27 protein-coding genes are annotated in these 23,616 nt (G+C 72.3%); 12 read left to right on the plus strand and 15 right to left on the minus strand.

From position 1 onward, the window contains the following. The first annotated feature begins 49 nt into the window (after positions 1 to 49). Together ASD48_RS31095 and ASD48_RS31100 are read left to right on the plus strand one after the other, a co-directional pair. Complete coding sequence (locus tag ASD48_RS31095; protein WP_057605140.1) at positions 50 to 928, plus strand: geranyl diphosphate 2-C-methyltransferase; 879 nt, start codon at positions 50 to 52, stop codon at positions 926 to 928. Between the two features lie 45 nt (positions 929 to 973). Then, positions 974 to 1,906, plus strand: coding sequence for an aminoglycoside phosphotransferase family protein (locus ASD48_RS31100; protein WP_057605141.1), 933 nt, complete (start codon positions 974 to 976; stop codon positions 1,904 to 1,906). On the opposite strand, the gene ASD48_RS31105 is transcribed toward ASD48_RS31100, so the two are convergent. Next, positions 1,891 to 2,373 (minus strand): VOC family protein, encoded by a 483-nt coding sequence (locus ASD48_RS31105; RefSeq protein WP_057605142.1) that lies wholly within the window; start codon positions 2,371 to 2,373, stop codon positions 1,891 to 1,893. The two genes, ASD48_RS31100 and ASD48_RS31105, sit on opposite strands and share 16 nt — an antisense overlap. Positions 2,374 to 2,496: 123 nt before the next feature. Between ASD48_RS31105 and ASD48_RS31110 the strand changes: the two genes are divergently transcribed. The 3 genes from ASD48_RS31110 (at position 2,497) to ASD48_RS31120 (ending at position 5,068) form a co-directional block, all read left to right on the plus strand. Continuing rightward, on the plus strand, positions 2,497 to 3,699 hold the full coding sequence (locus tag ASD48_RS31110) for an epoxide hydrolase family protein (RefSeq protein ID WP_057605143.1): 1,203 nt from the start codon (positions 2,497 to 2,499) through the stop codon (positions 3,697 to 3,699). A 126-nt stretch (positions 3,700 to 3,825) separates the two neighbouring features. Next, on the plus strand, positions 3,826 to 4,464 hold the full coding sequence (locus tag ASD48_RS31115) for an ATP-dependent Clp protease proteolytic subunit (protein WP_057605144.1): 639 nt from the start codon (positions 3,826 to 3,828) through the stop codon (positions 4,462 to 4,464). Between the two features lies 1 nt (position 4,465). After that, on the plus strand, positions 4,466 to 5,068 hold the full coding sequence (locus ASD48_RS31120; RefSeq protein ID WP_057605145.1) for an ATP-dependent Clp protease proteolytic subunit: 603 nt from the start codon (positions 4,466 to 4,468) through the stop codon (positions 5,066 to 5,068). Between the two features lie 21 nt (positions 5,069 to 5,089). On the opposite strand, the gene ASD48_RS31125 is transcribed toward ASD48_RS31120, so the two are convergent. After that, a complete protein-coding gene (locus ASD48_RS31125) occupies positions 5,090 to 5,521 on the minus strand; it encodes a helix-turn-helix transcriptional regulator (protein ID WP_057605146.1) in 432 nt (143 codons plus the stop codon). A 272-nt stretch (positions 5,522 to 5,793) separates the two neighbouring features. On the opposite strand from ASD48_RS31125, the gene ASD48_RS31130 reads away from it, so the two are divergent. Next, complete coding sequence (locus ASD48_RS31130; protein WP_242432808.1) at positions 5,794 to 6,627, plus strand: SigB/SigF/SigG family RNA polymerase sigma factor; 834 nt, start codon at positions 5,794 to 5,796, stop codon at positions 6,625 to 6,627. Between the two features lie 34 nt (positions 6,628 to 6,661). Here the strand turns inward: ASD48_RS31130 and ASD48_RS31135 are convergent, their stop codons facing one another. Both ASD48_RS31135 and ASD48_RS31140 read right to left on the minus strand, forming a co-directional pair. Then, the gene (locus ASD48_RS31135; RefSeq protein ID WP_057605147.1) at positions 6,662 to 7,114 is read right to left on the minus strand and encodes an ATP-binding protein; all 453 of its coding nucleotides are present in this window, start codon (positions 7,112 to 7,114) and stop codon (positions 6,662 to 6,664) included. Between the two features lie 124 nt (positions 7,115 to 7,238). Beyond that, positions 7,239 to 8,510, minus strand: a complete 1,272-nt coding sequence (locus ASD48_RS31140; protein WP_242432791.1) for a DUF6777 domain-containing protein — start codon at positions 8,508 to 8,510, stop codon at positions 7,239 to 7,241. A 475-nt stretch (positions 8,511 to 8,985) separates the two neighbouring features. Here ASD48_RS31140 and ASD48_RS31145 point away from each other — a divergent pair, with 475 nt between their 5' ends. Beyond that, positions 8,986 to 10,254, plus strand: coding sequence for a streptophobe family protein (locus ASD48_RS31145; RefSeq protein WP_057605148.1), 1,269 nt, complete (start codon positions 8,986 to 8,988; stop codon positions 10,252 to 10,254). Between the two features lie 121 nt (positions 10,255 to 10,375). Here the strand turns inward: ASD48_RS31145 and ASD48_RS31150 are convergent, their stop codons facing one another. The 4 genes from ASD48_RS31150 to ASD48_RS31165 are packed head-to-tail and all read right to left on the minus strand — an operon-like array spanning position 10,376 to position 14,747. Continuing rightward, a complete protein-coding gene (locus ASD48_RS31150) occupies positions 10,376 to 11,359 on the minus strand; it encodes a serine/threonine-protein kinase (RefSeq protein WP_057605149.1) in 984 nt (327 codons plus the stop codon). Continuing rightward, on the minus strand, positions 11,356 to 11,934 hold the full coding sequence (locus ASD48_RS31155) for a hypothetical protein (RefSeq protein ID WP_057605150.1): 579 nt from the start codon (positions 11,932 to 11,934) through the stop codon (positions 11,356 to 11,358). Before ASD48_RS31155 ends, ASD48_RS31150 begins: the two co-directional genes overlap by 4 nt. Before the next feature lie 10 nt (positions 11,935 to 11,944). After that, positions 11,945 to 14,284, minus strand: a complete 2,340-nt coding sequence (locus tag ASD48_RS31160) for an FHA domain-containing protein (RefSeq protein ID WP_057605151.1) — start codon at positions 14,282 to 14,284, stop codon at positions 11,945 to 11,947. Positions 14,285 to 14,336: 52 nt separating this feature from the next. After that, entirely contained in the window at positions 14,337 to 14,747 is a 411-nt protein-coding gene (locus tag ASD48_RS31165; RefSeq protein ID WP_057605152.1) for a hypothetical protein, read from the minus strand. A 308-nt stretch (positions 14,748 to 15,055) separates the two neighbouring features. Between ASD48_RS31165 and ASD48_RS31170 the strand changes: the two genes are divergently transcribed. Beyond that, positions 15,056 to 15,451: a nuclear transport factor 2 family protein gene (locus ASD48_RS31170; RefSeq protein ID WP_057605153.1), complete on the plus strand. Its 396-nt coding sequence runs from the start codon at positions 15,056 to 15,058 to the stop codon at positions 15,449 to 15,451. Positions 15,452 to 15,522: 71 nt separating this feature from the next. Continuing rightward, entirely contained in the window at positions 15,523 to 15,810 is a 288-nt protein-coding gene (locus tag ASD48_RS31175) for a DUF1905 domain-containing protein (protein WP_242432792.1), read from the plus strand. A gap of 18 nt (positions 15,811 to 15,828) precedes the next feature. Here the strand turns inward: ASD48_RS31175 and mgrA are convergent, their stop codons facing one another. Beyond that, positions 15,829 to 16,821, minus strand: a complete 993-nt coding sequence (gene mgrA / locus ASD48_RS31180) for an L-glyceraldehyde 3-phosphate reductase (protein ID WP_057605155.1) — start codon at positions 16,819 to 16,821, stop codon at positions 15,829 to 15,831. Positions 16,822 to 16,935: 114 nt separating this feature from the next. Here mgrA and ASD48_RS31185 point away from each other — a divergent pair, with 114 nt between their 5' ends. Beyond that, positions 16,936 to 17,820, plus strand: coding sequence for a LysR substrate-binding domain-containing protein (locus tag ASD48_RS31185; RefSeq protein ID WP_057605156.1), 885 nt, complete (start codon positions 16,936 to 16,938; stop codon positions 17,818 to 17,820). A 25-nt stretch (positions 17,821 to 17,845) separates the two neighbouring features. Next, on the plus strand, positions 17,846 to 18,361 hold the full coding sequence (locus ASD48_RS31190; protein ID WP_057605157.1) for a DUF664 domain-containing protein: 516 nt from the start codon (positions 17,846 to 17,848) through the stop codon (positions 18,359 to 18,361). On the opposite strand, the gene ASD48_RS31195 is transcribed toward ASD48_RS31190, so the two are convergent. Further along, the gene (locus ASD48_RS31195) at positions 18,343 to 19,413 is read right to left on the minus strand and encodes an adenosine deaminase (RefSeq protein WP_057605158.1); all 1,071 of its coding nucleotides are present in this window, start codon (positions 19,411 to 19,413) and stop codon (positions 18,343 to 18,345) included. The genes ASD48_RS31190 and ASD48_RS31195 overlap by 19 nt on opposite strands. A gap of 25 nt (positions 19,414 to 19,438) precedes the next feature. Continuing rightward, positions 19,439 to 19,834: a VOC family protein gene (locus tag ASD48_RS31200; protein WP_057605159.1), complete on the minus strand. Its 396-nt coding sequence runs from the start codon at positions 19,832 to 19,834 to the stop codon at positions 19,439 to 19,441. A 326-nt stretch (positions 19,835 to 20,160) separates the two neighbouring features. Here ASD48_RS31200 and ASD48_RS31205 point away from each other — a divergent pair, with 326 nt between their 5' ends. Then, positions 20,161 to 20,619: a pyridoxamine 5'-phosphate oxidase family protein gene (locus tag ASD48_RS31205; RefSeq protein WP_057605160.1), complete on the plus strand. Its 459-nt coding sequence runs from the start codon at positions 20,161 to 20,163 to the stop codon at positions 20,617 to 20,619. A 384-nt stretch (positions 20,620 to 21,003) separates the two neighbouring features. Here ASD48_RS31205 and ASD48_RS31210 read toward each other — a convergent pair whose 3' ends face one another. Genes ASD48_RS31210 through ASD48_RS44525 form a run of 4 tightly spaced genes read right to left on the minus strand, consistent with a single transcriptional unit; the run spans position 21,004 to position 23,568 of the window. Beyond that, entirely contained in the window at positions 21,004 to 21,924 is a 921-nt protein-coding gene (locus ASD48_RS31210; protein WP_057605161.1) for an aldo/keto reductase, read from the minus strand. A gap of 53 nt (positions 21,925 to 21,977) precedes the next feature. Next, the gene (locus tag ASD48_RS31215) at positions 21,978 to 22,844 is read right to left on the minus strand and encodes a hypothetical protein (RefSeq protein WP_057605162.1); all 867 of its coding nucleotides are present in this window, start codon (positions 22,842 to 22,844) and stop codon (positions 21,978 to 21,980) included. Continuing rightward, positions 22,841 to 23,407, minus strand: coding sequence for a sigma-70 family RNA polymerase sigma factor (locus tag ASD48_RS31220; protein ID WP_242432793.1), 567 nt, complete (start codon positions 23,405 to 23,407; stop codon positions 22,841 to 22,843). Before ASD48_RS31220 ends, ASD48_RS31215 begins: the two co-directional genes overlap by 4 nt. Continuing rightward, positions 23,404 to 23,568: a hypothetical protein gene (locus ASD48_RS44525; protein ID WP_157880749.1), complete on the minus strand. Its 165-nt coding sequence runs from the start codon at positions 23,566 to 23,568 to the stop codon at positions 23,404 to 23,406. The genes ASD48_RS31220 and ASD48_RS44525 overlap by 4 nt, the downstream gene beginning before the upstream one ends. Between the last annotated feature and the right edge of the window lie 48 nt (positions 23,569 to 23,616).

Raw genomic sequence — 23,616 nt, forward strand, 5'->3', positions numbered from 1 at the left:
CGCAGCCTTTTCGACCCACCGTCACGCACAGCACCATGAGGAGCCACCGTTGACCACAGCCCACGACGCCGGCACCAAGACCGTCCCGGTGCCCATCCAGTCCACGTACCAGAACCGCGTCGCGGACTACTGGAACGCCGAGGAGAACCCGGTCAACCTCGAACTCGGCAGAATCGACGACCTCTACCACCACCACTACGGCGTCGGTGAGGCGGACTGGTCCGTGCTCGACGAACCCGACGCGGAACTGCGCCGGGACCGCGTCACCGCCGAACTGCACCGGCTGGAGCACGCCCAGGCCGAACTGCTGGCCGCAAGCCTCGGCCGGCTCACTCCCGCCGACCGCGTCTTCGACGCCGGCTGCGGCCGCGGCGGCGGCAGTGTCACGGCCAATCTGCGCTACGGCTGCCACGCGGACGGCGTCACCATCTCCGCCAAGCAGGCCGAGTTCGCCAACGAGCAGGCCCGCAAGCGGGGCATCGACGACCAGGTGCGCTACCACCACCGCAACATGCTCGACACCCGTCTGGAGACCGGCGCCTACGCGGCCTCGTGGAACAACGAGTCGACGATGTACGTCGAGCTGGACCTGCTGTTCGCCGAGCACGCCCGGCTGCTGCGCCGCGGCGGACGCTATGTCGTCATCACGGGCTGCTACAACGACGCCTACGGCCAGGCCTCGCGCAAGGTGTCGCTCATCAACGCCCACTACATCTGCGACATCCATCCGCGCTCGGCGTACTTCCGGGCGCTGGCCCGCAACCGGCTGGTGCCGGTCCATGTGGAGGACCTCACCGAGGCGGCCATCCCCTACTGGGAGCTGCGCAGTCAGGCCGACCACCTGGTCACCGGCATCGAGGAGACATTCCTGAGCGCCTACCGCAACGGCAGCTTCCAGTACCTGCTGATCGCGGCCGACCGGGTCTGAATATCCGTTGGACAGCGGCGAGGCCGGTCCTCTGCAATGGGTCGCATGCGCGCGCCGAAGATGCATGCCGACGAGGTCGACCTCGACGCCCCGCTGGTGGGCCGGCTCGTCGCCGGCCAGTTCCCGCGGTGGGCCGGACTCCCGGTGCGGAGGCTGGCCTCCTCCGGGACCGAGAACGCGATGTACCGGCTGGGTGCCGACAAGGTGGTGCGGCTGCCCCGGCATCCCGGCGCCGTCGAGAGCGTGGCGCACGAACAGCGCTGGCTGGCCCGGCTGGGGCCGAAGCTGCCCGTGGCCGCGCCCGTCCCGCTGGAACTGGGCGCGCCCGGTGAGGGGTTCGCCTGGCCCTGGTCGGTCTACCGCTGGCTGGACGGCGCCAATCCGGTCGCCGGCGCCGTCGAGAAGCCCCGGGCGCTGGCGGCGGACCTGGCGGCGTTCGTCACCGCCCTGCGCGGGATCGGGACGCGGGGCGGGCCGCCGAACCCACGGGGTGTCCCGCTCGCCGAACGGGACACCCCCACCCGCGACGCCCTCGCCCGGCTGGCGGGGCGGATCGACACCACCGCGGTCACCGCCCTGTGGGAAGAGGCACTGAGGGCGCCTGAGCACAGCGAACCGCCCGCCTGGGCCCACGCAGACCTGATGCCCGGGAACGTGCTGGTCCGGGACGGACGGCTGACGGCGGTGATCGACTTCGGCTGCGTCGGGGTGGGTGACCCGGCCGTGGACCTGATCGTCGCCTGGAATCTGCTCCCCGCCTCGGCCCGCGCCGTCTTCCGCGAGGGGGTGGGCGCGGACGACGCCGAGTGGGCGCGCGGCCGGGGCTGGGCACTGTCGATCTCACTGATCCAGCTGCCGTACTACCAGGAGACCAATCCGCCCCTGGCAAAGAACTCCCGGCATGTGATCAGGGAGATCCTGGCCGAGGCCCGGACCGGCGGCGCACCCTCGGCGACCGCTCCCTACTCGCCGTCGTAGGCCTTCTTCAGGGCGGCGATGTCGAGCTTGCCCATGGCGTACATGGCCTTGGTGGTGCGGGTGGCCTTCTCGGGGTCGGGGTCGCTGATCATCTCGATCAGTCCGTCGGGGATGACCTGCCAGGACAGGCCGTACCTGTCCTTGAGCCAGCCGCACGGGCCGGGCTCGCCGCCGTTCTCGGTGAGCCTGGTCCAGTAGTGGTCGACCTCCGCCTGGTCCGCACAGTGGATCTGGAAGGAGATCGCCTCGCTGAACGTGAACTGCGGGCCGCCGTTGATGCCGACGAACTTCTGCCCGTTGGCCGTGAACTCCACGGCCAGCACGGAACCGGCCGGGCCGGGACCTGCCTCGTTGTACCGGCCGATGTCACCGATGCTGGAGTTCTTGAAGATCGAGACGTAGTAGTGGGCGGCTTCCTCGGCCTGGCCGTCGAACCAGAGACACGTGGTGAATCCGTCGGTGGTCATGAGTACCTCCTGGGCGGTGGAACGCGGTCATCAGTGTCGACTGCCGTTCGCCCCGGAAGTCATCGCTCGGGGCGTGGGGTAATCCGGATGGCCGGTGCGGCAGGCGCCACTAACATCCGGCGCATGACCTCATCCGGCGCCGACAGCGGCCTGCGGCCGTTCCGTCTCGACATCCCGCAGAGCGACCTCGACGACCTGTACGACCGGCTGGACCGGACCCGCTGGCCGCGGGGGCTGCCCGCGACGGGCTGGTCGTACGGCGTGCCGACGGGCTACCTGCGGGAGCTGGTCCGCTACTGGCGGCACGAGTACGACTGGCGCGCGGCCGAGGCGCTGCTCAACGAGTGGCCGCAGTTCACCACGGTCGTCGACGGGACGGACGTCCACTTCGCGCACGTCCGCTCCCCCGAGCCGGACGCCACCCCGCTGATCCTCACCCATGGCTGGCCGGGCTCGATCGTCGAGTTTCTGGACGTGGTCGGCCCGTTGACGGATCCGGCGGCCCATGGCGGGGACCCGGCCGACGCGTTCCACGCCGTCGTACCGAGCGTCCCCGGTTTCGGCCTGTCCGGGCCCGTCGCGGAGAGCGGCTGGGAGGCGGGGCGGGTCGCCGACGCGTGGGCCGAGCTGATGGGCCGGCTCGGCTACGAGCGGTTCGGGGCACAGGGCGGCGACTGGGGCTCGGTCATCTCCCGCGAGCTGGGCCGCGCCCACCCCGACCGGCTGATCGGCGTCCATCTCAACCTGCTGCCGGGCGCGCAGGCCACCCGCGAGCCCACGCCCGAGGAGCTCCGGGCCATGAGCCCCGAGGAGCGGGAGCACACCCTGCGGTCGTGGCGCCGGTGGGTCGCGTTCGCGGCGGAGGAGACCGGCTACTACCTCCAGCAGGCCACCCGCCCGCAGACGCTCGCGTACGGGCTCACCGACTCGCCGGTCGGCCAACTCGCCTGGATCATCGAGAAGTTCCGGGAGTGGACGGACTGTGAGGAGCTGCCGGAGGAAGCCGTCGACCGCGACCGGCTCCTCACGAACGTCATGCTCTACTGGCTGACCGGGACGGCCGGTTCGTCCGCCCGGATCTACTACGAGCGTCAGCACGCCACCGGCCGGACGGCCGCGCCCCGGGAACCGTCGACCGTGCCGACCGCGCTCGCCCTGTTCCCCGCCGAGCCGCAGATCCCCCTGCGGCACAAGGCCGAACGCACCGAGAACCTGGTGCGCTGGACGGAGTTCGACCGGGGCGGCCACTTCGCGGCGCTGGAGGAGCCCGACCTGCTGGTGGGCGACGTACGGGCGTTCTTCAGGCAGTTGCGCGACGGGGGCTGAGTCCGCGAGCCGGGCGAGGGGTGCTCTGCCCGTGGCGAATCTGCCGCGGGCAGAGAAACCGCGTACCGGCATCTCCCCGGGTCAACAGTGGAGTCGACGGCAGTCACGCCACGACGAGGAGAACCGATGACTCCACGCACCACGCTCGCTCCCCGTGCCGGGGAGGGCGACACCGCACCCTCCCGCTTCGACGACCAGCTCGCCGCCCAACTGCTCAACCAGCGCATCGTGTTGCTCGGCACCCAGGTCGACGAGGTCTCCGCGAACCGGGTCTGCGCGCAGCTGCTGATCCTGTCGGCGGAGGACCCGCGCACCGACATCGCCCTCTACATCAACAGCCCCGGCGGGTCGGTGCACGCGGGGCTCGCCATCTACGACACCATGCGGCTGATCCCCAACGACGTCTCGACGCTCGCCATGGGCTTCGCGGCCAGCATGGGCCAGTTCCTGCTCAGCGTCGGCGCCTCCGGCAAGCGGTTCGCGCTGCCGAACGCGCGGGTCATGATGCACCAGCCGTCGGCCGGGATCGGCGGGACCACGGCGGACATCGAGATCCAGGCGGAGAACCTGGAGCACACCAAGCGGACCATCGAGCGGATCACCGCCGAGCACACCGGCCGGTCGCCGGAGACCATCTCGCGCGACGGTGACCGCGACCGCTGGTTCACCGCCGAGGAGGCCCGGGAGTACGGCATCGTGGACCGGGTCGTGGAGTCCCTCGCGGACGTCCGCCCGGCCGCGCAGAAGCGACGGGTGGGGATGTGACATGGGGACCTACACGATTCCGAACGTGGTCGAGCGGACCCCGCAGGGCGAGCGGTCGTACGACGTGTTCAGCCGCCTGCTGTCCGAGCGGATCATCTTCATCGGCACCGAGATCGACGACGGCGTCGCCAACGTGGTCATCGCTCAACTCCTCCATCTGGAGGCGGCGTCACCGGAGAGCGAGATCTCGATCTACCTCAACTCCCCCGGCGGCTCGTTCACCTCGCTGATGGCGATCTACGACACGATGACGTTCGTCCGGGCACCGATCTCGACGCTCTGCGTCGGGCAGGCGGCGTCCACCGCGGCCGTACTGCTGGCGGGCGGGGATCCGGGCCGACGGCTCGTCCTGGAGCACGCGCGCGTGCTGCTCGGGCAGCCGGCCAGCGGCGGCCGCCAGGGCACGGTCTCGGACCTGACGCTCCAGGCCAAGGAGATGGTCCGCATCCGCGCCCAGGTGGAGGAGGTGCTGGCCCGGCACACCCGCCACGACATCGCCACCCTGCGCGCGGACATGGACCGCGACAAGGTGTTCACGGCGCAGGAGGCGGTGACCTATGGACTGGCCGACGAGGTGCTGAGCCGGCGTCCCGTGACGGTGTGAGACGCCGGCCCGCGCGGCTCGTCAGGCGGCCAGGCAGAGGCCGTCGTACGACGACGTGACCGTGCGGCCGCGGGCGGAATGCCGGGTGGAGGGCCGGCTGCCGAGCCGGATCAGCTCGCCCTGGGCCCGCGCCAGCAGGTCGCCCAGGCTCAGGCCGAGGGCGTGGGCGGCGGCCGCGAGGACCTCCGAGGAGGCTTCCTTGCGGCCCCGCTCCACCTCCGAGAGATAGGGCATGGAGATACGGGCCGAGTCGGCGACGTCCTTGAGCGTGCGTTCCTGGGCCTGGCGCTCACGGCGCAGGACGTCCCCGACCAGATCGCGCCACAACGGCTCGCGCGGGGCGGGCCGCGGAGGCGCGGGCGCGGCGGGAGAGACGGTGGCGGCGCTGCCCGGGCGCTCGGCAGGCGGGCGCAGCGGGATCACGCGGGCTCGGTTCAACGCTTGGTTGCTCACCTCCCCAGCCTAGGAAAGCGGGCCGCCTCCGGAAGGGCCGGGCGTTGCGCCCTCGGTGGAATCGGACGAAACGCCCCGGCGTCGCGAGAGTGCGCATCCCGGGTGCATGGGTCGCCGCGGACGGGGTAGTCGCCACCCGAGTGGGTCTGCCTGCCGGTGCCCGCTCACGGACCGAGTACAGCAGACGCCGAACCGTGACCTTACTGGGAGAGGCAAGGGAGACCGCCGTGATCCGGTCAGAGGCCAAGGCCGTCGAGGACACCGCCGTAGCCATCAGCACCGCCGGCGCGCCGCTCCCGGGCATCGAGGCACCCCGCAGCGTGGCTCCGCGGGACGCGCGGGAGCTGTCCCGTCAGTTCTTCCAGCGGCTGGCTGTCCTCGAGGAGGGGACCCACGAGTACCAGTACGCGCGCAACACCCTCATCGAGATGAACATGTCCCTGGTGCGGTTCGCGGCCGGCCGGTTCCGCGGCCGCGGGGACGACATGGAGGACATCGTCCAGACCGGGATGATCGGCCTGATCAAGGCCATCGACCGGTTCGAGGTCTCGCGTGAGGTGGAGTTCACCTCGTTCGCGCTGCCGTACATCGTCGGTGAGATCAAGCGCTTCTTCCGGGACACGACGTGGGCGGTGCACGTGCCGCGGCGGCTCCAGGAACTGCGCGTCGAGCTGGCCAAGGCACGCGACGAGCTCTCCAGCCGCCTGGACCGGGACCCGACCGTGCCGGAGCTGGCCACCCTGATGAACCTGGCGGAGAGCCAGGTCGTCGAGGCGCAGATCGCGGCCAACGGCTACAACTCCTCCTCCCTCGACGCGGCGCTCACCGGGGACGGCCCGGAGCACGGCGAGTCGGTCCTCGCTGACTTCATCGGCGTGGAGGAGGAGAGGCTGCGGCTCGTCGAGGACTTCCACTCGCTCGCCCCGCTGATGGCCGAGCTCAGCGAGCGCGACCGGCAGATCCTCCACCTGCGGTTCGTGGAGGAGGCCACCCAGGCGGAGATCGGCGAGCGGCTCGGCTGCTCGCAGATGCATGTGTCCCGCCTGATCAAGCGGATCATCGCGCGCCTGCGCCACGGGATGCTGGACGAGCTGGACCACGCCTGAGAGCCCCGGCCCGCGGGGGCGCGCCCCCGCGGGCCTACGACGCGAAGGTCAGCACGGCCCGGACCCGCTTGCCGACCGGCACGCGCTCGGCCGTGACCTCCGCCGCCACCGCGTGGACGATCTCCAGACCGTGCCGGCCGATGCGCTCGGGGTCCTTGGGGAACCGCAGGGGAAGTGCGTCGCTGCTGTCGTAGACGCAGACCGTGACCGAGGACTCCGTACCCTCCAGTTCCAGGATGTACGGGCCGTTGCTGTGCCGGTCGGCGTTGGTGATCAGTTCACTGACCACCAGCAGCACCTCACCGCTCACCCGGTCGCCGATCGTGGCGCACCACTCGGTCCTGAGCTGGTCGACGAAGTGTGCGGCGAAGGCTCGGGCCTCGGCTATGCAGCCGGGCTCACCGGTGTAGTGCGCCGCCCGCCGCAGCGGTTCCACGGGTACGTCGAAACCAGTAGGTATCACTGCCCCGTCCAGGTACTCGATCATGCGTTTCTCTCTCGAAGGCCGGAATGGCCGGACGCCGCTGGGTGTGCATCTGTGCTCGTACCCCGTGATGCGCCGCGCAGTCCAGGTCAGTTTTCCTCTTGTACGCAGCACGGTCACGGATGCCTCACACGGCTGTCGAGCCGGCCGGTGCGCCGGGGGCCGCGGAGCTGACGCCGGAGGAAACCGCCGAGGTCGGAGGCGACTGGCTCGTGCTGCCGCCCGTCGGCGGAAGCCGCGAGGCCGAGGAGGAGCTTTCGGGCTCGCTCGTGGGTTCGGACGGTGAGCTCGACCGGGACCCGGAACCCGGCGAGTCGGGCACCAGGTGCTGGCCGGAGCGGGACTCGGAGGACGGGGGCTCGGAGGACGGGGACTCCGAGGAGGGGGGTGCGAGCCTCCGCGACTCGGAGCTCGAGGACGGCGAGGACGGCGCTTCCTTCGACGGCGGTTCCTTCGACGGGGGTTCCGAGGACGGCGGCTCCGAGGACGGGGGCGCCGTGGCCGACCCGGAGGAGGAGGGGGGCAGCGGGCAGCCCGGCGGCCGGTCGGCGGGCGGCGAGACGCACGGCGGGGACGTGCGCGGGCCGTCGCCCGTCGGCGGGCTCGGCGTGCTGACCGTGATGGACGGCGTGAGCCTCGCCGGCGGCCGGGTCGGCCGGTCCTGGTGCGGCTTGTCGCCCGGCCGGCGGGCGAACCAGTGGTGTTCGTGCCGGGGGTCGTAGAGCACGAACACGTCGATCACGGTCACGGAGGGCTTGACCACGACGGTGGTCGCCGGGCTGTACGCGGGCCACGGGTCGCCGGTCCGCTTGAACCCCGCCCGCTGGGCGAGCGGCGGGGTCAAGGGGTTGCCGCAGGCGCAGCGCACCCGCGGCACGCCGTGCCGGTCGACCAGGACGGCCGTACCGGCCTGCAGGACGGCCTGGTAGGTGGTGGCGGCGCCGTCGCGGTATCCGTGGTTGGTGACGCGGGTGTCCAGGCGGAGCTGCACCGGGGTGAGGGAGCGCAGGTGGGCCGGGACCCCGGAGGGGGCGACGCCCGCCACGGAGGCGAAGGCCCGGTTCTTGGCGGGATCCGCCCGGAGGGCCTTGATCTGCCGCTCCACGTCACAGCTGGAGACGTTGCGGGTGCCGCCGTACAGTCCGTCGTCCCCGCCGTCGACACCGGAGACGGTGTCCGCGGGCGGCGAGGAGCCCGACGGGGCGACGGAGGCGGGCGGGAAGGAACTGTCGTCGACGACGGGCTTGATGTAGGGCTCCGGGCCCGTCTTGCCGGCGGGCTGCATGAAGACCTCGCCGACCTGGCCGGACGCCCCTCCGCCGGATCCCGAGCCCCCGCCGTTCACCAGGGCGAGCACCACGGCCAGCGCCGTCACGGCCACCACCGCCGTGGTGATCAACGCGATCCGGGGCCCGGACTTCCACCGGCTCCGGCGCGGTTCCCCGTCGCCGTCCCCCGGAAAGCCCGCGCCGGACGGCCGGGAGGGCGGTCCCGAGGGAGGCTGGGAGGGCGGACCCGAGGGCGGGCCCGACGGGGGCTGGGAGGGCGGACCCGCCAACGGGCCGGAGGGCGGCCCCGTGGGTCGGCCGGAAGAGGGCGGTTCTGCGCTCACGAGCACTCCCCACGTGGGTTTCCCGCAGCGCTTCGACAGCCGACCCCGAGAAGGCCCGGGAGACCCGTGAGACCCGGGAGACCCGACAGGAATCGGCGGGACCCGGCGGGACCCGACGGGGCCCGCAGGGGCGGACTGTCGGACATGCGCCGCTTTCTTCCGCAACGAACCATTGTGTGCGCCGGTCGGGCGCGGCTCGCAAGCGGGGCGCGGACGGCCCTCCCGACAGGCGCGCTCCCCCGGCGCTGCTTAGCGTGGCAGGGTGAGCGCGTACACCCCGCACGACCAGGCAGTATCCCGCCACGGCTGGGTGCGGGCGATCGTCGTGGCACTGGCCGGGCTGATCGCCATGGGGCTGGTGGCGGCGCTGGGACTGTGGGCGGCCGGGGCCACGGATCTGCCACAGGGCGCCTTTCCGCGGGTGGTCGCGGCGACCGTCGTGACGAGCGTCGGCGGCACGGTCGAGCTCTCCGGGAACGCCGGTGGGCTCGCCGACACCCAGGCCGGTCTGACGGTGATCCCGCTGTCCGTCACCCTCGTCGGGGCGCTCGTGGTGGGCGCCGGGTTCCTGCGGCCGCTGCGGCACCGGGCGGTGGCGGGCGCCGCGGAACTGGCCGGGTGGGCGGCCCGGATCGCCGTGCTGTGGCTGCTCGGCCTCCTCGCGCTGGCCCTGGCCGCCCGGCAGACCTTCGCGATCCCCCTGGGCGACGACACGCTGAGCGACCTCGGCGAACTGTTCGACATCAGCCCCGAGGTCGGCTTCACGACGGACGTTCCCCTCACCCTTGTCGTCGGGCTGGTGTGGCTGGCCGGTGTGCTGGTGCTGGCGCTGCTGGTGTCGCCCGGCGCCCCGTTGCCGCCGGGGCTGCTGCGCCTGCACCGGTCGGTGCGGCCCGCCGCGTACGCCATGGTCCTGCTGCTGCTCTGCTGCGTCGTCCTGGGCCTCGTGGTCGCGCTCGTCGTCGCGGCGACCCGCGGACACGCCTCCGAGACCTTCGCCGTGATCCTGCTCGGCCTGCCCAATCTGGTGTGGCTCGCGTTCACGATCGGGCTGGGCGCCACCTGGAACGGCCGGGTCGAGGGTCCGTTCGCGCTGCCGATGCCGCGGGTGCTGGACGAGGTGCTGCGCAGCCCGGACGACGCGCGGCTGAACCTAGCCACCCTCGCCGAGCACGACGGCCGCGTGTGGTGGCTCGTCGCCGTGGACGCGGCCTTGCTGCTGCTGGCCGCGTTCGTGATGGCGGCCCACTCCCCCGCCGGGACGCGTGCCTGGCGGCACGCGGTGCGCATGGCGGTGGCGCTGGTGCTCACGGTGCTGATGATCTGTCTGGTGGGCCGGATCTCGGCGCACTACGGCCTGTCCGTGCTCGGCATCGGCGATCTGGGCGGCGATCTGTCCGGGGAGCTGTTCCTGCGTCCCGAGGTGTGGTCGGCGCTGGGTCTCGCCGCAGTGTGGGGGCTGGTCACCGGCTTCCTGGGCGGCCTGCTGGCGGGAGCGGTGCGCCGCCGGGGCGGGACGAGACCCCCGTGACAGCGGCGAAGGCGGTGACAGGCCTCTCGGCCCGCTCGCACCCCTGCGGTCACCGGGACAGGGCCCGCGCGGTCACCGACGCGCCCCCCACCGATCCGCCGGTCACTCGCCGCCCCGCCGGTCAACCGCGACCGAGCGGGTCGCAGACCGGGCTTGCCCAGGGCGGGGGTTGCGGCGCCGAAGCCGGGGCCTCGGCCAGTTCCGTCGGCGGGTGGGTGGGCGTGAGCCCGGCGCCCGGCGTCGGTCTCAGCTCGGCGACGAAGGCCCCGCAGGTGGGATGGCGGTCCTCGGGGCTCTTGGCGAGGGCCCGGGCGAACACCGCGTCCAGGTACGAGGGGAGGCCGGGACGGGCCGGCGTCAGCGGGGGCGGATCGGCATTCTGGTGTGCCCAGAGCAGGGCCATGTCGTCGTCGCGGAGGAAGGGCGGGCGTCCCACGAGGCACTCGTAGACCACGCAGGCGAGGCCGTAGACGTCGCAGCGGCCGTCGACCGGCTGCCCGGAGATCTGCTCGGGGGCGACGTAGTCGAGCGTGCCGACGAACTGGCCGACCGAGGTGAAGCCGGTCAGGGAGAGCGACTTCTTCGTCAGACCGAAGTCGGTGAGGTAGACGTGCTCGGGGTGGTCGCTGTCGGTGCCGCGGGCGACGAGGACGTTGCCGGGTTTGACGTCCCGGTGGACCAGCCCGTGCTCATGGGCGGCGTCCAGCGCCGAGGCGACCTGCGCGGCGATACGAACGGCTGTGGCCGGGGGCAACGGACCCTCGCGGTCGAGGAGGTGGCGCAGATCGCTCCCGTCGACGTACCGCATGGCGATGTACAGCACCCCGTCGGTCTCGTCCGCCTCGAAGACGGGCACGATGTGCGGGTGGTCGATGGCCGCGGCCACCCGCGACTCGTGGGTGAAGCGTTTGCGGAACACGTCGTTGCGGGCCAGTTCCGGGGCGAGCAGTTTGAGCGCGACGGTCCGGTCCAGCCGCAGGTCGTGGGCGCGGTACACGACGGCCATGCCGCCGCGTCCGATCTCGCTCTCGATGCGGTAGCCGGCGATTCTCCGGCCCACCAGCTCGGAGGGCCGGCCGGAGAAGGGGGTCGTCCCGTAGGTCATCGGGATCGCCGGTCGGGATGCACGATCCGGGTGGCGGTGTGGTCCTGGTCCTGGGCCTCGGCCTGCGACCGGTCCCGGGCCTCGGCCGCTTCCGGCGCCCGGTCGGCCGCGTAGGTGCTGAGGCGGGTGCCGTCGCCGTACAGCCAGCGCTCGCGCGCCGGGTCGTACAGCCACACGTCCTCGCCGTCGACGACCACGCCGATCCGCAGTCCGTGGGTGCGGCGCCGGAAGGACTCGCCGTCGAGGCCCGCGTCGGCCAGTTCCTCCACCGCCGCCCGGTACCGGGCCAGCGCCTGTTCGGCGCGGCCGAGCAGCGGGCGCGGGTCGGCGGCCGTCGCGAGGGGGGCGTCCGAGCGGGGCGGGTCCTGGGGGACGGCGACCAGATAGCGGCCGTCGACCCAGGCCGACCAGCCGTTGGAGCACAGCACGCGCCCCCAGTCACCGCGCCGCTCCATGAGCCGGACCGGCAGCAGCGGGTCGAGGGGCACGGTGGGGCGGGCCGGGTCGGGGGCCTCCCAGGCGGGCATGCCGTGCTGGGGGACCACGTGGGTGGGCCGGAATCCGGGAGTCGTCATGGGCCCGCCCCTACTTCCGCATCACGGCCGGCTCGTGCCGCCGCAGCAGCCGGGAGACGAGGAATCCGCAGACCGCCGAGAGCACCACGAGCATGCCCACATCGAGCAGCCACACCCCCACCGAGTGCTCGAAGAGCGGATCCGCGGTGATGTCCCCGGGCACGATCCTGGACAGACCGATGGTGCCGGCCATCGCGCCGAGCGCCCACCGTGCGGGCACCAGCCACGACAGCTGCTCCAGGCCGGGCACGCCGTCCAGGGTCAGCAGCGCCCCGCAGAACACCACTTGGACGATGGCGAGCAGCACCAGCAGCGGCATCGTCACCTCCTCCTTGTGGACCAGCGCGGAGATCAGCAGGCCGAGCATCATGGCCGTGAAGGCCAGCAGGGCCACGGCGACGGTGATCTCGGCCAGGGGCGGCATCAGCACGCCTTCGCCGCCGGGAGCGTTGAGGTCGACGCCGAGCAGGGCGACGAGGGTCAGCACCACCGCCTGGACGACGGTCACCGCGCCGAGGACGACGACCTTGGACATCAGGTACGCCGATCTGGACAGGCCGACGGCGCGTTCCCGCCGGTAGATCACCCGTTCCTTGACGAGTTCGCGCACCGCGTTGGCCGCGCCGGTGAGCACGCCGCCGACGCACAGGATGAGCAGCACGTTCATCGCGTGCTCCCGGTCGAGCTCGCCGCCGGACAGGGCGCGGGCCATCGCGCCCATGACGAACGGCAGGGCGATCATGATCGCGAGGAAGGTGCGGTCGGCCGCGAGCGCGGTCGCGTAGCGGCGGACCAGGGTGCCGAGCTGGGCGGCCCTGCTGCGCGGCCGGGGCGGCGGCAGCATGACCACCGGGCCGGAGCGGGGCAGCCGGGGCTGCTCGCTGTCGTTGACGACGTACTGCCGCCGGAACGGCGAGTCCCGGTACTCCCCGGCCCAGTCCCGCTCCTGGTCGCGTTCGAAGGCCTCGAAGGCCTCCGGCCACTGTTCGAAGCCGAAGAAGGCGAGCGCGTCCTCGGGCGGTCCGTAGTAGGCGACCCTGCCGCCCGGCGCGAGCACCAGCAGCCGGTCGCAGACGTCGAGACTGAGGACGCTGTGCGTGACGACGATGACGGTACGGCCGTCGTCGGCGAGGCCGCGCAGCATGTGCATCACCGAGCGGTCCATGCCGGGGTCGAGGCCCGAGGTCGGCTCGTCCAGGAAGAGCAGCGAGGGCTTCGTCAGGAGTTCCAGGGCCACGCTGACGCGCTTGCGCTGACCGCCGGAGAGCGTGTGCACGGGCTGGCCCGCGCGCTGCTCCAGCCCCAGTTCGCGGATGACCTCCTCTACCCGCTCGCGGCGCTCGGCCTTGGCGGTGTCCTGCGGGAAGCGCAGCTCGGCGGCGTAGACGAGGGCGCTGCGCACGGTCAGCTGGGCGTGCAGGATGTCGTCCTGCGGGACCAGTCCGATGCGCTGGCGCAGCTCGGCGTAGTCGCGGTAGAGGTCGCGGCCGTCGTAGACGACCGTGCCGTGGTCCGCAGGGCGCTGGCCGGTGAGCGCGCCGAGCAGCGTGGACTTGCCGGCGCCGCTGGGGCCGACGACCGCGAGCAGGCACTTCTCCCCCACCGGGAAGGAGACGTGGTCGAGCAGGACCTTGCGGCCGCGGTCGACGGCGACGGTCAGGTCCTGTACGTCGAGGGAGACCTCACCGGTGTCGACGTACTCCTGGAGCTGGTCGCCGACGAGACAGAAGTCCGAGTGTCCGATGCCGACGATGTCGCCGGGGTCGAGCGGGGCCCTGGTGACGGGCAGCCCGTTGAGGTAGGTGCCGTTGTGGCTGCCGAGGTCGACGATCTCGTGACCGCCGTCGGGCAGCGCGCGCAGCTCCGCGTGCCGGCGCGAGACGACCAGGTCGTCCACGACGAGGTCGTTGTCGGCGGCGCGGCCGATGCGGATCGTACGCGAGGGCATCGGCCGGACGGTGGTGGGCTCACGGAAGGTGCCCGTCACGCCGGGCATGGACACCGCCGAGGGGCGCTCCGCCGGGGGCGGGGGCCGGCCCGACAGGACCAGGTACGGACCGTCGTCCGGGCTGCCGATGCGTATCACGCTGCCGGGGCCGACTCCCCACTCCTGGACGCGCCGGCCGTCGGTGTAGGTCCCGTTGGTGCTGTGTTCGTCGGCGAGGGTCCAGTGGTCGCCGTCGGGCCGCAGCACCGCGTGGTGCCAGGAGACGCGGGTGTCGTCGATGACGATGTCGCTGAGCGGGTCCCGTCCGATGCGGTAGTCGTGGCCCGGGATCAGCACGCTGGAACCCGTCTCGGTCTCCAGCACGAGTTCGGGCGCGGTCGAGGAGACCGGTCGCTCCACCATGTCCGAATTCTATCGATTCGCACCCTTACGCGCCCAACGGGCCGCGGGAATCTCAGCCGACGGGGAGGACGAGCGCCGGGACGGTCCGCTGCATCCGCAGGGCGTCGACGGATTCGGCGAGCAGCTCGTACTCGGTGGTCTCGTCGCTGATCGCGATCCGCACCAGCCGTCCGCCCGCCAACTCGTCGGCCACCAGCTCCTGCCGGCCCATGTCGGCACACCAGGCCCGCAACAGCTCCGGCACGTCCGGCACGTTGTCGGCGACCGGGACCAGGGCGCCCGGCGGGATGTGCTCGCTCTCGGGTCGCGGATCCAGCCGTTCGGCCATCCAGGAGGCCCGGTCCCGCAGCCACCACAGGGCGAGTGCCAGGGTCGGGGCACGATAGGTGCCGAGCGGTACGCCGATCCGCCGGCCGTCGCAGACGCCGTATGCGGTGACATGGCACAGGAATTCGTCGTGCACGTCTCTCTCCCCCGGTGCTCGCCGGCCGGTCGTTCCTCGCTTTCCGTGCGGCTCCTGTGGGGTGAACTGCCCCTGACCTTCGAGTATGTTCACTCTTGAAACACTGTCACCATGACTTTCCGGCCAGTCTCTTGGCATATTCCCTGCCGTTCATGGCCGAAATGCGGCGAGCCCCCGATCCCGTCGTCATTACCCGACAGGTAATCGACCCGGGCGGCGGACGCGGGCAAGGTGGTCACACCGGATCGGCGAATACCGGGATCCGGGTCCTGACCAGTATCGATGACCTCATTGGGGGCCGATTCACGATGTCCGCGAACACCGACCGTTACGAGAACTCCGTCGCTCGCTACTTCGAGGCCTGGAACGCGCGTGACCCCGAGGCTTTGGCCAAGGCTGTTACCGCCGCGTGGGCCGTGGACGGAGGCTATACCGACCCACTGACGGATGTCCGGGGCCATGAGCGGATCACCGCGGTGATCGCCGGGGCGCAGGCGCAGTTCCCGGGCTTCGTCTTCCGGCTCACCGGCGCTGTGGACGGCCACCACGACACGGCCCGCTTCTCCTGGGAGCTGGTGAGCGAGGCCGGGGGCGCCGGGGAAGGTTCGGCGCCGGTGGCCGGATCCGACGTCATCACCCTGGACGCGCAGGACCGGATCACCGCCGTCCTCGGATTCCTCGACCGGGTGCCCGACGGAGCCTGAGGCCGACGGCGATGAATTCCTCCGCCCGCGGCGGTCCACCCCATGGGAGATCACCGCGAGCGGAGGACGCCATGAGCGCAAACGGAATCATGAACGCCGAATTCACGGCCGTGCTGCGCAAGAGCCCGGCGAAAGGCGGCTGGACCTATGTCGTCTGGCCGGAGTCCGTCGAATTCTTCGGAACTCGCGGACTGGTCAAGATCCGCGGAACGGTCGACGGACATCCGTTCCGGAGTTCGTTCATGGCCCTCGGGGACGGCACCCACAAACTCCCCGTCAATGCCGAAGTGCGCAAGGCGATCGGAAAACAGGAGGGCGACTCGGTGACCGTACGCCTGACGGAACGGCTCAGCCGTTGATCACCGCGCCGGTCCGGGTCAGCCGTTGATCACCGCGTCGATCCGGGTCAGATCCTCGGCGTCGAAGTCCAGGTTGGCGAGGGCGCCGACGCTGTCCTCGATCTGCCGGGCGCTGCTCGCGCCCACCAGCGCGGAGGTCACCCGGCCGCCGCGCAGCACCCAGGCCAGCGCGAGCTGGGCGAGGGACTGACCGCGGGACTTGGCGATGTCGTCGAGGGCGCGCAGCTTGCCGGTGAGCTCCTCGGTGAGCGCCTCGGAGTTCAGGAACGGGCTGTCGCTCGCCGCCCGGGAGTCCTCCGGGATGCCGTTCAGGTAGCGGCCGGTCAGCAGGCCCTGCTCCAGCGGCGAGAACACGATCGACCCGACCTGGAGCTCGTCCAGGGCGTCGAGCAGGCCCTCGCTCTCGGGGCGGCGGTCGAGCATCGAGTAGCGCGGCTGGTGGATGAGCAGCGGGGTGCCCAGCTCACCGAGGATGCGGGCGGCCTCGCGGGTCTGCTCCGCCGAGTAGTTGGAGACGCCGACGTAGAGCGCCTTGCCCTGCTGGACCGCGGTGTGCAGGGCGCCCATCGTCTCCTCGAGGGGAGTCTCCGGGTCGGGGCGGTGCGAGTAGAAGATGTCGACGTAGTCCAGGCCCATCCGGGTCAGGCTCTGGTCGAGCGAGGACAGCAGGTACTTGCGCGAACCCCACTCGCCGTACGGGCCCGGCCACATCAGGTAGCCCGCCTTGGTGGAGACGACCAGCTCGTCGCGGTAGGGCGCGAAGTCCGCCTTCAGCGCCTCGCCCAGCGCGGACTCGGCGGCGCCGGGCGGCGGCCCGTAGTTGTTCGCCAGGTCGAAGTGGGTGATGCCGAGGTCGAAGGCGCGGCGCAGGATGGCCCGCTGCGTCTCGACCGGGCGGTCCGGGCCGAAGTTGTGCCACAGTCCGAGCGACAGCGCGGGGAGCTTCAGGCCGCTGCGTCCGGTGCGCCGGTAGGGCATGTCGGCGTAGCGGTCGGGGTGTGCGGTGTACAACGCGACTCCAAGAAGATCGGTCGGTTTCAGGAACCGCTACCCACTCTGGCCCGACCTGCGGGTAGTGGTCCAACAGAAGAATCCGATGGAATTGTGCGGCTACGCTTCTCAATCATGGAACTGCGCCACCTCCAGCACTTCGTCGCGGTCGCCGAGGACCAGCACTTCACCCGCGCCGCCGAACGCCTCATGGTCTCCCAGTCGGGCCTGTCGGCCTCGATCCGGGCCCTGGAGCGGGAGCTGCGCGCCCCGCTGTTCGTCCGGACCACCCGGCGGGTGACGCTGACGGAGGCGGGCCGGGCGCTGCTGGCCGAGGCCGAGCGGATCCTGGCGCAGGTGCGGGCGGCCCACGAGGCGGTGGCGGCCGTGCAGGGCGTCGTGCGCGGCACCCTCTCCGTCGGCACCGAGCAGTGCATCGCCGGGGTGCATGTGGCGGGGCTGCTCGCGGCGTTCCGGCGGCGCCATCCGGATGTCGAGATCCGGCTGCGGCAGACCGGTTCGGGTGCGCTCGGCGAGGAGGTGGCGGCCGGCCGGCTCGACCTGGCCTTCGCCTACCGGACCCAGACGGACACCGACCAGCTCCGCTGCGCGCGGCTGGCCACCGAGCCGATGTACGTGCTGTGCCATCCCGACCACCGTCTGGCCGGGGTGTCGGCGGCTCTGACCCCGGAGGACGTCGCGGGCGAGGTGTTCGTCGACTTCCACCCGGACTGGGGACCGCGCCGCGCCACCGACGTCGCGTTCGCCGAGGCGGGGGTGCGGCGCACGGTCGCCCTGGAGGTCAACGACGTGCACAGCCTTCTGGACCTGGTGGACGAGAACCTCGGGGTCGCCGTCGTGCCGCGCCACTTCCGGCACAAGCGGGAGGCGCTCACCGCGCTGCCCCTCAAGGGCACGGGCGAGGCGGTGTACGAGACGGTCGCCCTGCTGCCGCCCGCGCGGTCGACCAGCCCGGCGGCCCGGGCGCTGATGGCGCTGCTGGAAACGGGGAGCGGGTGAGCGCGGGGTGCGCGATGGTGGACGTATGCATGCCAAGGACATCCTCATCGACGCCTACGAACGCATCCGGGAAGAGGTCCATGCCGCCGTCGAGGGCCTGGACCCCGACGGCCTGAACGCCCGGCCCGCCGCCGGGACCAACTCGATCGCCTGGCTCGTCTGGCATCTCACCCGCGTCCAGGACGACCATCTCGCCGACGCCTTCGGACTCGACCAGGTGTGGCTGGCCCAGGACTGGGAGAAACGCTTCGGCCTCGACCTGCCGCGCCAGGACACCGGGTACGGGCACAGTGACGCGAAGGTCGCGAAGGTGCGGGTCTCCGACGGCGGTCTGCTGACCGGATACCACGACGCGGTGCACGCGCAGAGCCTGGAGGCGCTGCGCGCGCTGAGGGCGGCGGACCTGGAGCGCGTCGTGGACGAACGCTGGGACCCGCCCGTCACCCTGGGCGTACGGCTGGTCAGCGTCCTGTCCGACGATCTCCAGCACGTCGGACAGGCCGCCTATGTCCGCGGACTGCTTCAGAGCGCGGCGGCGTAACCGGGAAGGACGACGTCCTCGATGAGGGCCTTGCGCTCGTCGAACGGCAGGAACGCGCTCTTGAGGGCGTTCACCGTGACGGTGCGCAGGTCCTCGACGGTCCAGCCCGCCTCCTGGACGAGCAGCGACATCTCGCGGGTCATCGTCGTGCCGGAGACCAGCCGGTTGTCGGTGTTGAGGGTGACGCGGAAGCCGAGGTCCTTCAGCGCGGTGATCGGGTGCTCGGCGATCGAGGTCGCCGCACCGGTCTGGAGGTTGGAGGTGGGGCACATCTCCAGGGCCACCCGGCGGTCGCGCACCCAGCCCGCGAGCCGGCCGAGCTTGCCGTCCACGATGTCGTCGGTGATGCGCACACCGTGGCCGATGCGCTGGGCACCGCAGACCTGGAGGGCCTGGTGGATGCTGGGCAGGCCGTGGGCCTCGCCGGCGTGGATGGTGAAGGGGACGTTCTCGCGGCGCAGGTGCTCGAAGGCGGCGAGGTGGTCGGCGGGCGGGAAGCCGTCCTCGGCCCCTGCGATGTCGAAGCCGACGACACCGGCGTCCCGGAAGGCGACCGCGAGGTCGGCGGTCTCCCGGGTGCGGTCGAACATGCGCATGCCGCAGAGCAGGGTGCCGACGCGGACCGGGGTGCCCGCGGCCGCCGCCTTCGCCATGCCGGCCGCGAGACCCTCCTGGACCGTCTCGACGACCTCGGGAAGGGTCAGCCCGCCGTTGACGTTCAGCTCGGGGGCGTAGCGGACCTCGCCGTAGACGACTCCGTCGGCCGCCAGGTCGAGGACGTACTCCTCCGCGGTGCGCAGCAGGCCCTCGCGGGTCTGCATCACGGCGAGGGTGTGCTCGAAGGTGGCTATGTACCGCACCAGGTCACCCGAGTTGGCGGCCTCGAAGTACCAGGCTGCGAGCTCGTCCGGGTCGGTGGTGGGCAGCGGGTGGCCGACCGCGTCCGCCAGCTCGACGACGGTGGCGGGGCGCAGGCCGCCGTCGAGGTGGTCGTGCAGGACGGCCTTGGGGAGGCGGCGGAGGGTGTCGGTGTCGATGTGGGACGCGGTCATGGGTGTGTTCCTCGGCAGGTGGTTCTCAGGTGGTGGCGGGCTGGAGCAGGTCCCAGCGGTTTCCGTACAGGTCCTGGAAGACGGCGACGGAGCCGTAGGCCTCGTGGCGGGGCTCCTCCAGGAAGGTCACACCGGCGGCGAGCATGCGGGCGTGGTCGCCGGTGAAGTCCTCGGTGTGCAGGAAGAACCCCACGCGGCCGCCGGTCTGGTCGCCGATCCGGGCGCGCTGGGCCTCGCCCTTGGCCCGGGCGAGCAGCAGCCCGACGCCGTCCTGGCGGTCACCCGGCCGCACGACGACCCAGCGGGCGCCGTCGGGGCGGGGTTCGTCCTCGACGAGCCGGAATCCGAGCGCCTCGGTGTAGAAGCGGATCGCCTCGTCGTAGTCGTCGACGACAAGCGTGACCAGGGCGATGCGACTCATCGTGGCCTTTCGGGGAGCGTGCGGGAGGCTGTACGGAGGTGCGATTGACGGGAGAGGTTATACGTAAAACGTTCCTTGCGCCAGTCGCCTCCGCGGCGGCGTCTGCCGGGCCTGTCCGGCGGACCGGGACACGAGCGGGACAGCCGCGCGCCCGCGCGGGACAACCCCTCGCGCCGACGCCYTTCCCCGGCCTCCACCCGGCCGTCCGAACACCCTGSCGCWCGCMGGTSGCCTCCGCGGCGGGAGTGGCCTAGGCCGCAGGCCCGAGGGGTGGTCGGGACCATCGTCCGAGGCGTCGGCCCCTCGCCGTCGCTAGCGTCCCGGCCATGAAGATCACGGAGCCGCCCCGCACCCCGGGGCAGCGCAAGCAGGAACTGCTGGACCGGCTGGAACGCGAGCTCGACGTCTGGGTGGCCACGGCGGACCGGGAGGGGCTGCCCTGTCTCGTCGCGCTGTGGTTCGTCTGGGACGGCGAGCACCTGTGGCTGTCCACCCGCCTCACCAACCCCACCGGCCGCAACCTCCGGGAGGGCGGGCGGGCCCGCCTGGCCCTCGGGGACACGCGGGACGTGGTGCTCGTCGACGGCGAGGTCGAGACCTACACGCGGGAGGAGGTACCGGAGGCGGCCGCCCGGGCGTTCCTGGAGAAGACCGGCTGGGATCCCGGCCGGGACAGCGCGTCGTACGCCTACTTCCGGGTGCGGCCGGTGGCGGTGCAGACATGGCGCGAGGTGCACGAGCTGCACCGGCGGCATCTGATGCGGGACGGGGTGTGGGTCGTCTAGCCCGCGCCTCCGGTCCCGGCCCCGGACCGGCGCGCACCACCGCCCGGACCGGCGCGCACCACCGCCCGGACCCGGCCCGCACCACCACCCGGACCGGGCGCGCCCCACCGCCCGGACGCGGCCCGCGTTGCGGGCGGCGTTCGGCGGAATCGGCCAGGCGCCGTTCCAGGTCTCGCCGGGCGACGGATTCCTGGGATGGTCTCGGCGTTCGGCGGGTCCGGAGGTGGTCCCGGTGTCCGGCGGCAGGCAAGCTGCGTCCGGCATCGGTCGGCGGCAGGCGGCGGACGGCGTCCGGCAGGCCGCAGGCGGTGGGTCCGGCAGGCAGGCGGGGGATCCGGCGTGCGGCGGGCAGGCGGCGGACCCTGCATGCCGTCCGTCGGGGGATCAGTTCGCCGGTGTCCCGTCGGCGCCGCGGTGGGCGGTGTTCAGGCGGTGCAGCTCCTCGGTCGTGAGGCGCAGCGCGCCCGCCGCGACGTTCTCCGCCAGGTGGCCGGGGTCTCCGGTGCCCGGGATGGCCAGCACGTGCGGCCCCTGGGCGAGGGTCCAGGCCAGGCGGACAGCGGCGGGGGACGTCCCGTGGGCCCGGGCGACGGCGAGCACCGCCTCGTCGTGGGCGGTGGTGGCGCCCTGGGCTCCGCCGTCGCCCGCGATGGCGAAGAACGGCACGAAGGCGACGCCCTGTTCGCCGCAGACGCGGAGGAGTTCCTCGGTCCCGGGGTCGTGGTGACCGAGGCCGTAGCGGTTCTGCACGCTGACGACGGGGGCGATGGCCTGCGCCTCGGCGAGATGGCGGGGTTCGACGTCGGAGATGCCGAGGTGGCGGATCAGTCCGGCGGCGCGCAGTTCGGCGAGCGCGCCGAAGTGCTCGGCGATCGACTCCTGGCGCATCCGGCGCAGGTACACCAGGTCGAGGTGGTCGCGGCCGAGCTGGCGCAGGTTCTCCTCCACATGGCCGCGCAGGTCCTCGGGGCGGGCCGAGGTGCCCCACTCCCCCGACCAGTCGCGGAAGGGGCCGACCTTGGTGGCGATCAGCAGGTCGTCGGGGTACGGGGCGAGCGCGCTGTTGATCAGTTCGTTGGCGGAGCGGAGGGCGGAGAAGTAGAAGGCGGCGGTGTCGATGTGGTTGACGCCGAGTTCGATCGCCCTGCGCAGGACGGCGATCGAACGGCCGCGGTCGCTCGGCGTGCCGAGGTGGAAGGCCGCGCTGCCGGTCAGCCGCATCGCGCCGAAGCCGACGCGGCCGACCGTCAGGCCGCCGATGTCCCAGGTGCCCGCGGCGTCCGCGGTGATCGTTGCGGAGGTCATCCGGGCAGTCTCGCACGCGACCGCGGACCGGCACGAGCCGGCGGCACGGGCCCTCAACAGGCCACGGTCTCCTCGCACTTGCGCAGGGCTTCCTGGACGTCGCGGCTCCAGTGCCGAGCCGTGCGGGGGGTGGCCGAGGACACGGTGTGCACGGCCGGCTCCCGGCGTTCGGGCAGTGCGCCGGACCGGGCGCGCCGACGCTCCTTGGCGGGGGTCGCGCCGTGGGCGACGACCTCCTCCACGATCTCGGCCAGATCGCCGTCGGGGAGGGGGAGTTCGAGGTCGTCGTCGACGAAGCCGACCACGGCCGGCACGTACTCGACCAGCGCCCGCAACGCCCTCGGCAGTCCTCTGCCGCCGCGGCGCAGACCGCTGAGCACATGCAGCGCCGTGGCGATCTCCAGTTCGGTGGCCTCCCTGCTCAGCGTGGCGGGGGTGATCTCCGTATGGCGCAGCCACCAGTCGGCCTCGTCGTCCTCCCCCATCGAGCGGTGGTGGAGGTACAGGCAGTACCCGGAGACGGTGTCCGAGGCCCCGGCGCCGTACTGCCACCAGAAGCGGGCGCTGTCCTCGCAGTCGGCGAGGTACAGGAGGCTGCCGAGGATCCGTGCGCCGGAGGGCTCCGGCAGGGAGCTGCCCAGGAAGTAGCCGAGGCCCTTCAGGGCGCCGGGCCGGGTCAGCAGCGCCTCGCAGAGCGCTCGGAGGTCCCGCGCCGCGGGGTGCGGCCGCGGGGACCTGTGGGCCGCCGCGGCGCGCTGCGGGCACACCCGCGGCGCGGGCCCGTCCGTGCCGCCCGCCGCGACCCGGGCGGCGATACGGGCCTCCGCGGCCTCGATGTCCGAGCGGCTGTAGGGGGTCGTGGGGGTCAGCCGCGCCCCCGCCAGCAGGGTGTCGATGTCGCTCACGGTGTCGAAGGTCATGACCGCTCCGCCTCCTCCTCGGCGCACGATGTGTAGATCTCCCGCAGCCGGCGTTTGGCATAGCGCTCGGTGGAACGCACCCCGGCCTCGGTGATCCCCAGCTGGAAGGCCACGTCGGCGGTGCTGTAGCCCTCGCAGTAGCGCAGCCGGATGACGTCGCGCTGGCGCTCGGGGAGGGCGGAGATCGCCCGGAACAGCCGCAGGTTCTGCTCGATCACCTCGAAGGCGTCCTCGGCGCCCTGGAGGGTGACCGTCTCGAAGACGGCCGTGTCCATCAGCGTGGCGCGCCGGCCGCGGGCCCGGGCATGGTCGACGACGCGGTTCTTCATCACCCGCCAGGCGTAGGCGGCGGGGTTCTCGGCGCTCAGTATCTGCGGCCACTGCCGGGCGAGTTGGACGAACGCCTCGTCCACCGCCTCCTCGGCGTCGGCGCGGCAGCGCAGACAGCGCTCGGCCTCGCGGACGTAGCGCGGGCGGTGCATCTGGTGGAAGGCGCTGAAGTCCAGGGGCAGCTTCTCCGGCGCGCGCGGGCTTCCCGCGGGTCGCAACTCCTCCTGGGTCACCGATCGCCTCCCGGGAGCCGGTGGTCCATTTCCCGGACGCCCACCCGCACGAGCGCGGCGACGAACCTGCGCGCGAGGGTGAGGACCGCGGGTCCGAAGACCCGGAGGGCAAGTACGGACAACGCCACGTCGCGGGCGAGCTGTTCGAACTGGTCGTTCACGGACCCTTCGGTCCTTCCGCTGGCTGTGCGGGGCTCAGGGACCCCGGA

The organism is Streptomyces sp. Root1310 (assembly GCF_001426425.1).
Classification (GTDB): Bacteria; Actinomycetota; Actinomycetes; order Streptomycetales; family Streptomycetaceae; genus Streptomyces.

Bases quoted from the DNA above. Each gene is read 5' to 3' on its own strand.
- ASD48_RS31210 (WP_057605161.1), bottom strand. From the start codon at position 21,924: ATGACCTCCGCAACGATCACCGCGGACGCCGCGGGCACCTGGGACATC.
- ASD48_RS31160 (WP_057605151.1), bottom strand. From the start codon at position 14,284: ATGGTGGAGCGACCGGTCTCCTCGACCGCGCCCGAACTCGTGCTGGAG.
- ASD48_RS31120 (WP_057605145.1), top strand. From the start codon at position 4,466: ATGGGGACCTACACGATTCCGAACGTGGTCGAGCGGACCCCGCAGGGC.
- ASD48_RS31170 (WP_057605153.1), top strand. From the start codon at position 15,056: ATGTCCGCGAACACCGACCGTTACGAGAACTCCGTCGCTCGCTACTTC.
- ASD48_RS31175 (WP_242432792.1), top strand. From the start codon at position 15,523: ATGAGCGCAAACGGAATCATGAACGCCGAATTCACGGCCGTGCTGCGC.
- ASD48_RS31135 (WP_057605147.1), bottom strand. From the start codon at position 7,114: ATGATCGAGTACCTGGACGGGGCAGTGATACCTACTGGTTTCGACGTA.
- ASD48_RS31185 (WP_057605156.1), top strand. From the start codon at position 16,936: ATGGAACTGCGCCACCTCCAGCACTTCGTCGCGGTCGCCGAGGACCAG.
- ASD48_RS31155 (WP_057605150.1), bottom strand. From the start codon at position 11,934: ATGACGACTCCCGGATTCCGGCCCACCCACGTGGTCCCCCAGCACGGC.
- ASD48_RS31215 (WP_057605162.1), bottom strand. From the start codon at position 22,844: ATGACCTTCGACACCGTGAGCGACATCGACACCCTGCTGGCGGGGGCG.
- ASD48_RS31105 (WP_057605142.1), bottom strand. From the start codon at position 2,373: ATGACCACCGACGGATTCACCACGTGTCTCTGGTTCGACGGCCAGGCC.
- ASD48_RS31115 (WP_057605144.1), top strand. From the start codon at position 3,826: ATGACTCCACGCACCACGCTCGCTCCCCGTGCCGGGGAGGGCGACACC.
- ASD48_RS31190 (WP_057605157.1), top strand. From the start codon at position 17,846: ATGCATGCCAAGGACATCCTCATCGACGCCTACGAACGCATCCGGGAA.
- ASD48_RS31100 (WP_057605141.1), top strand. From the start codon at position 974: ATGCGCGCGCCGAAGATGCATGCCGACGAGGTCGACCTCGACGCCCCG.
- ASD48_RS31150 (WP_057605149.1), bottom strand. From the start codon at position 11,359: ATGACCTACGGGACGACCCCCTTCTCCGGCCGGCCCTCCGAGCTGGTG.
- ASD48_RS31195 (WP_057605158.1), bottom strand. From the start codon at position 19,413: ATGACCGCGTCCCACATCGACACCGACACCCTCCGCCGCCTCCCCAAG.
- ASD48_RS31110 (WP_057605143.1), top strand. From the start codon at position 2,497: ATGACCTCATCCGGCGCCGACAGCGGCCTGCGGCCGTTCCGTCTCGAC.
- ASD48_RS31205 (WP_057605160.1), top strand. From the start codon at position 20,161: ATGAAGATCACGGAGCCGCCCCGCACCCCGGGGCAGCGCAAGCAGGAA.
- ASD48_RS31200 (WP_057605159.1), bottom strand. From the start codon at position 19,834: ATGAGTCGCATCGCCCTGGTCACGCTTGTCGTCGACGACTACGACGAG.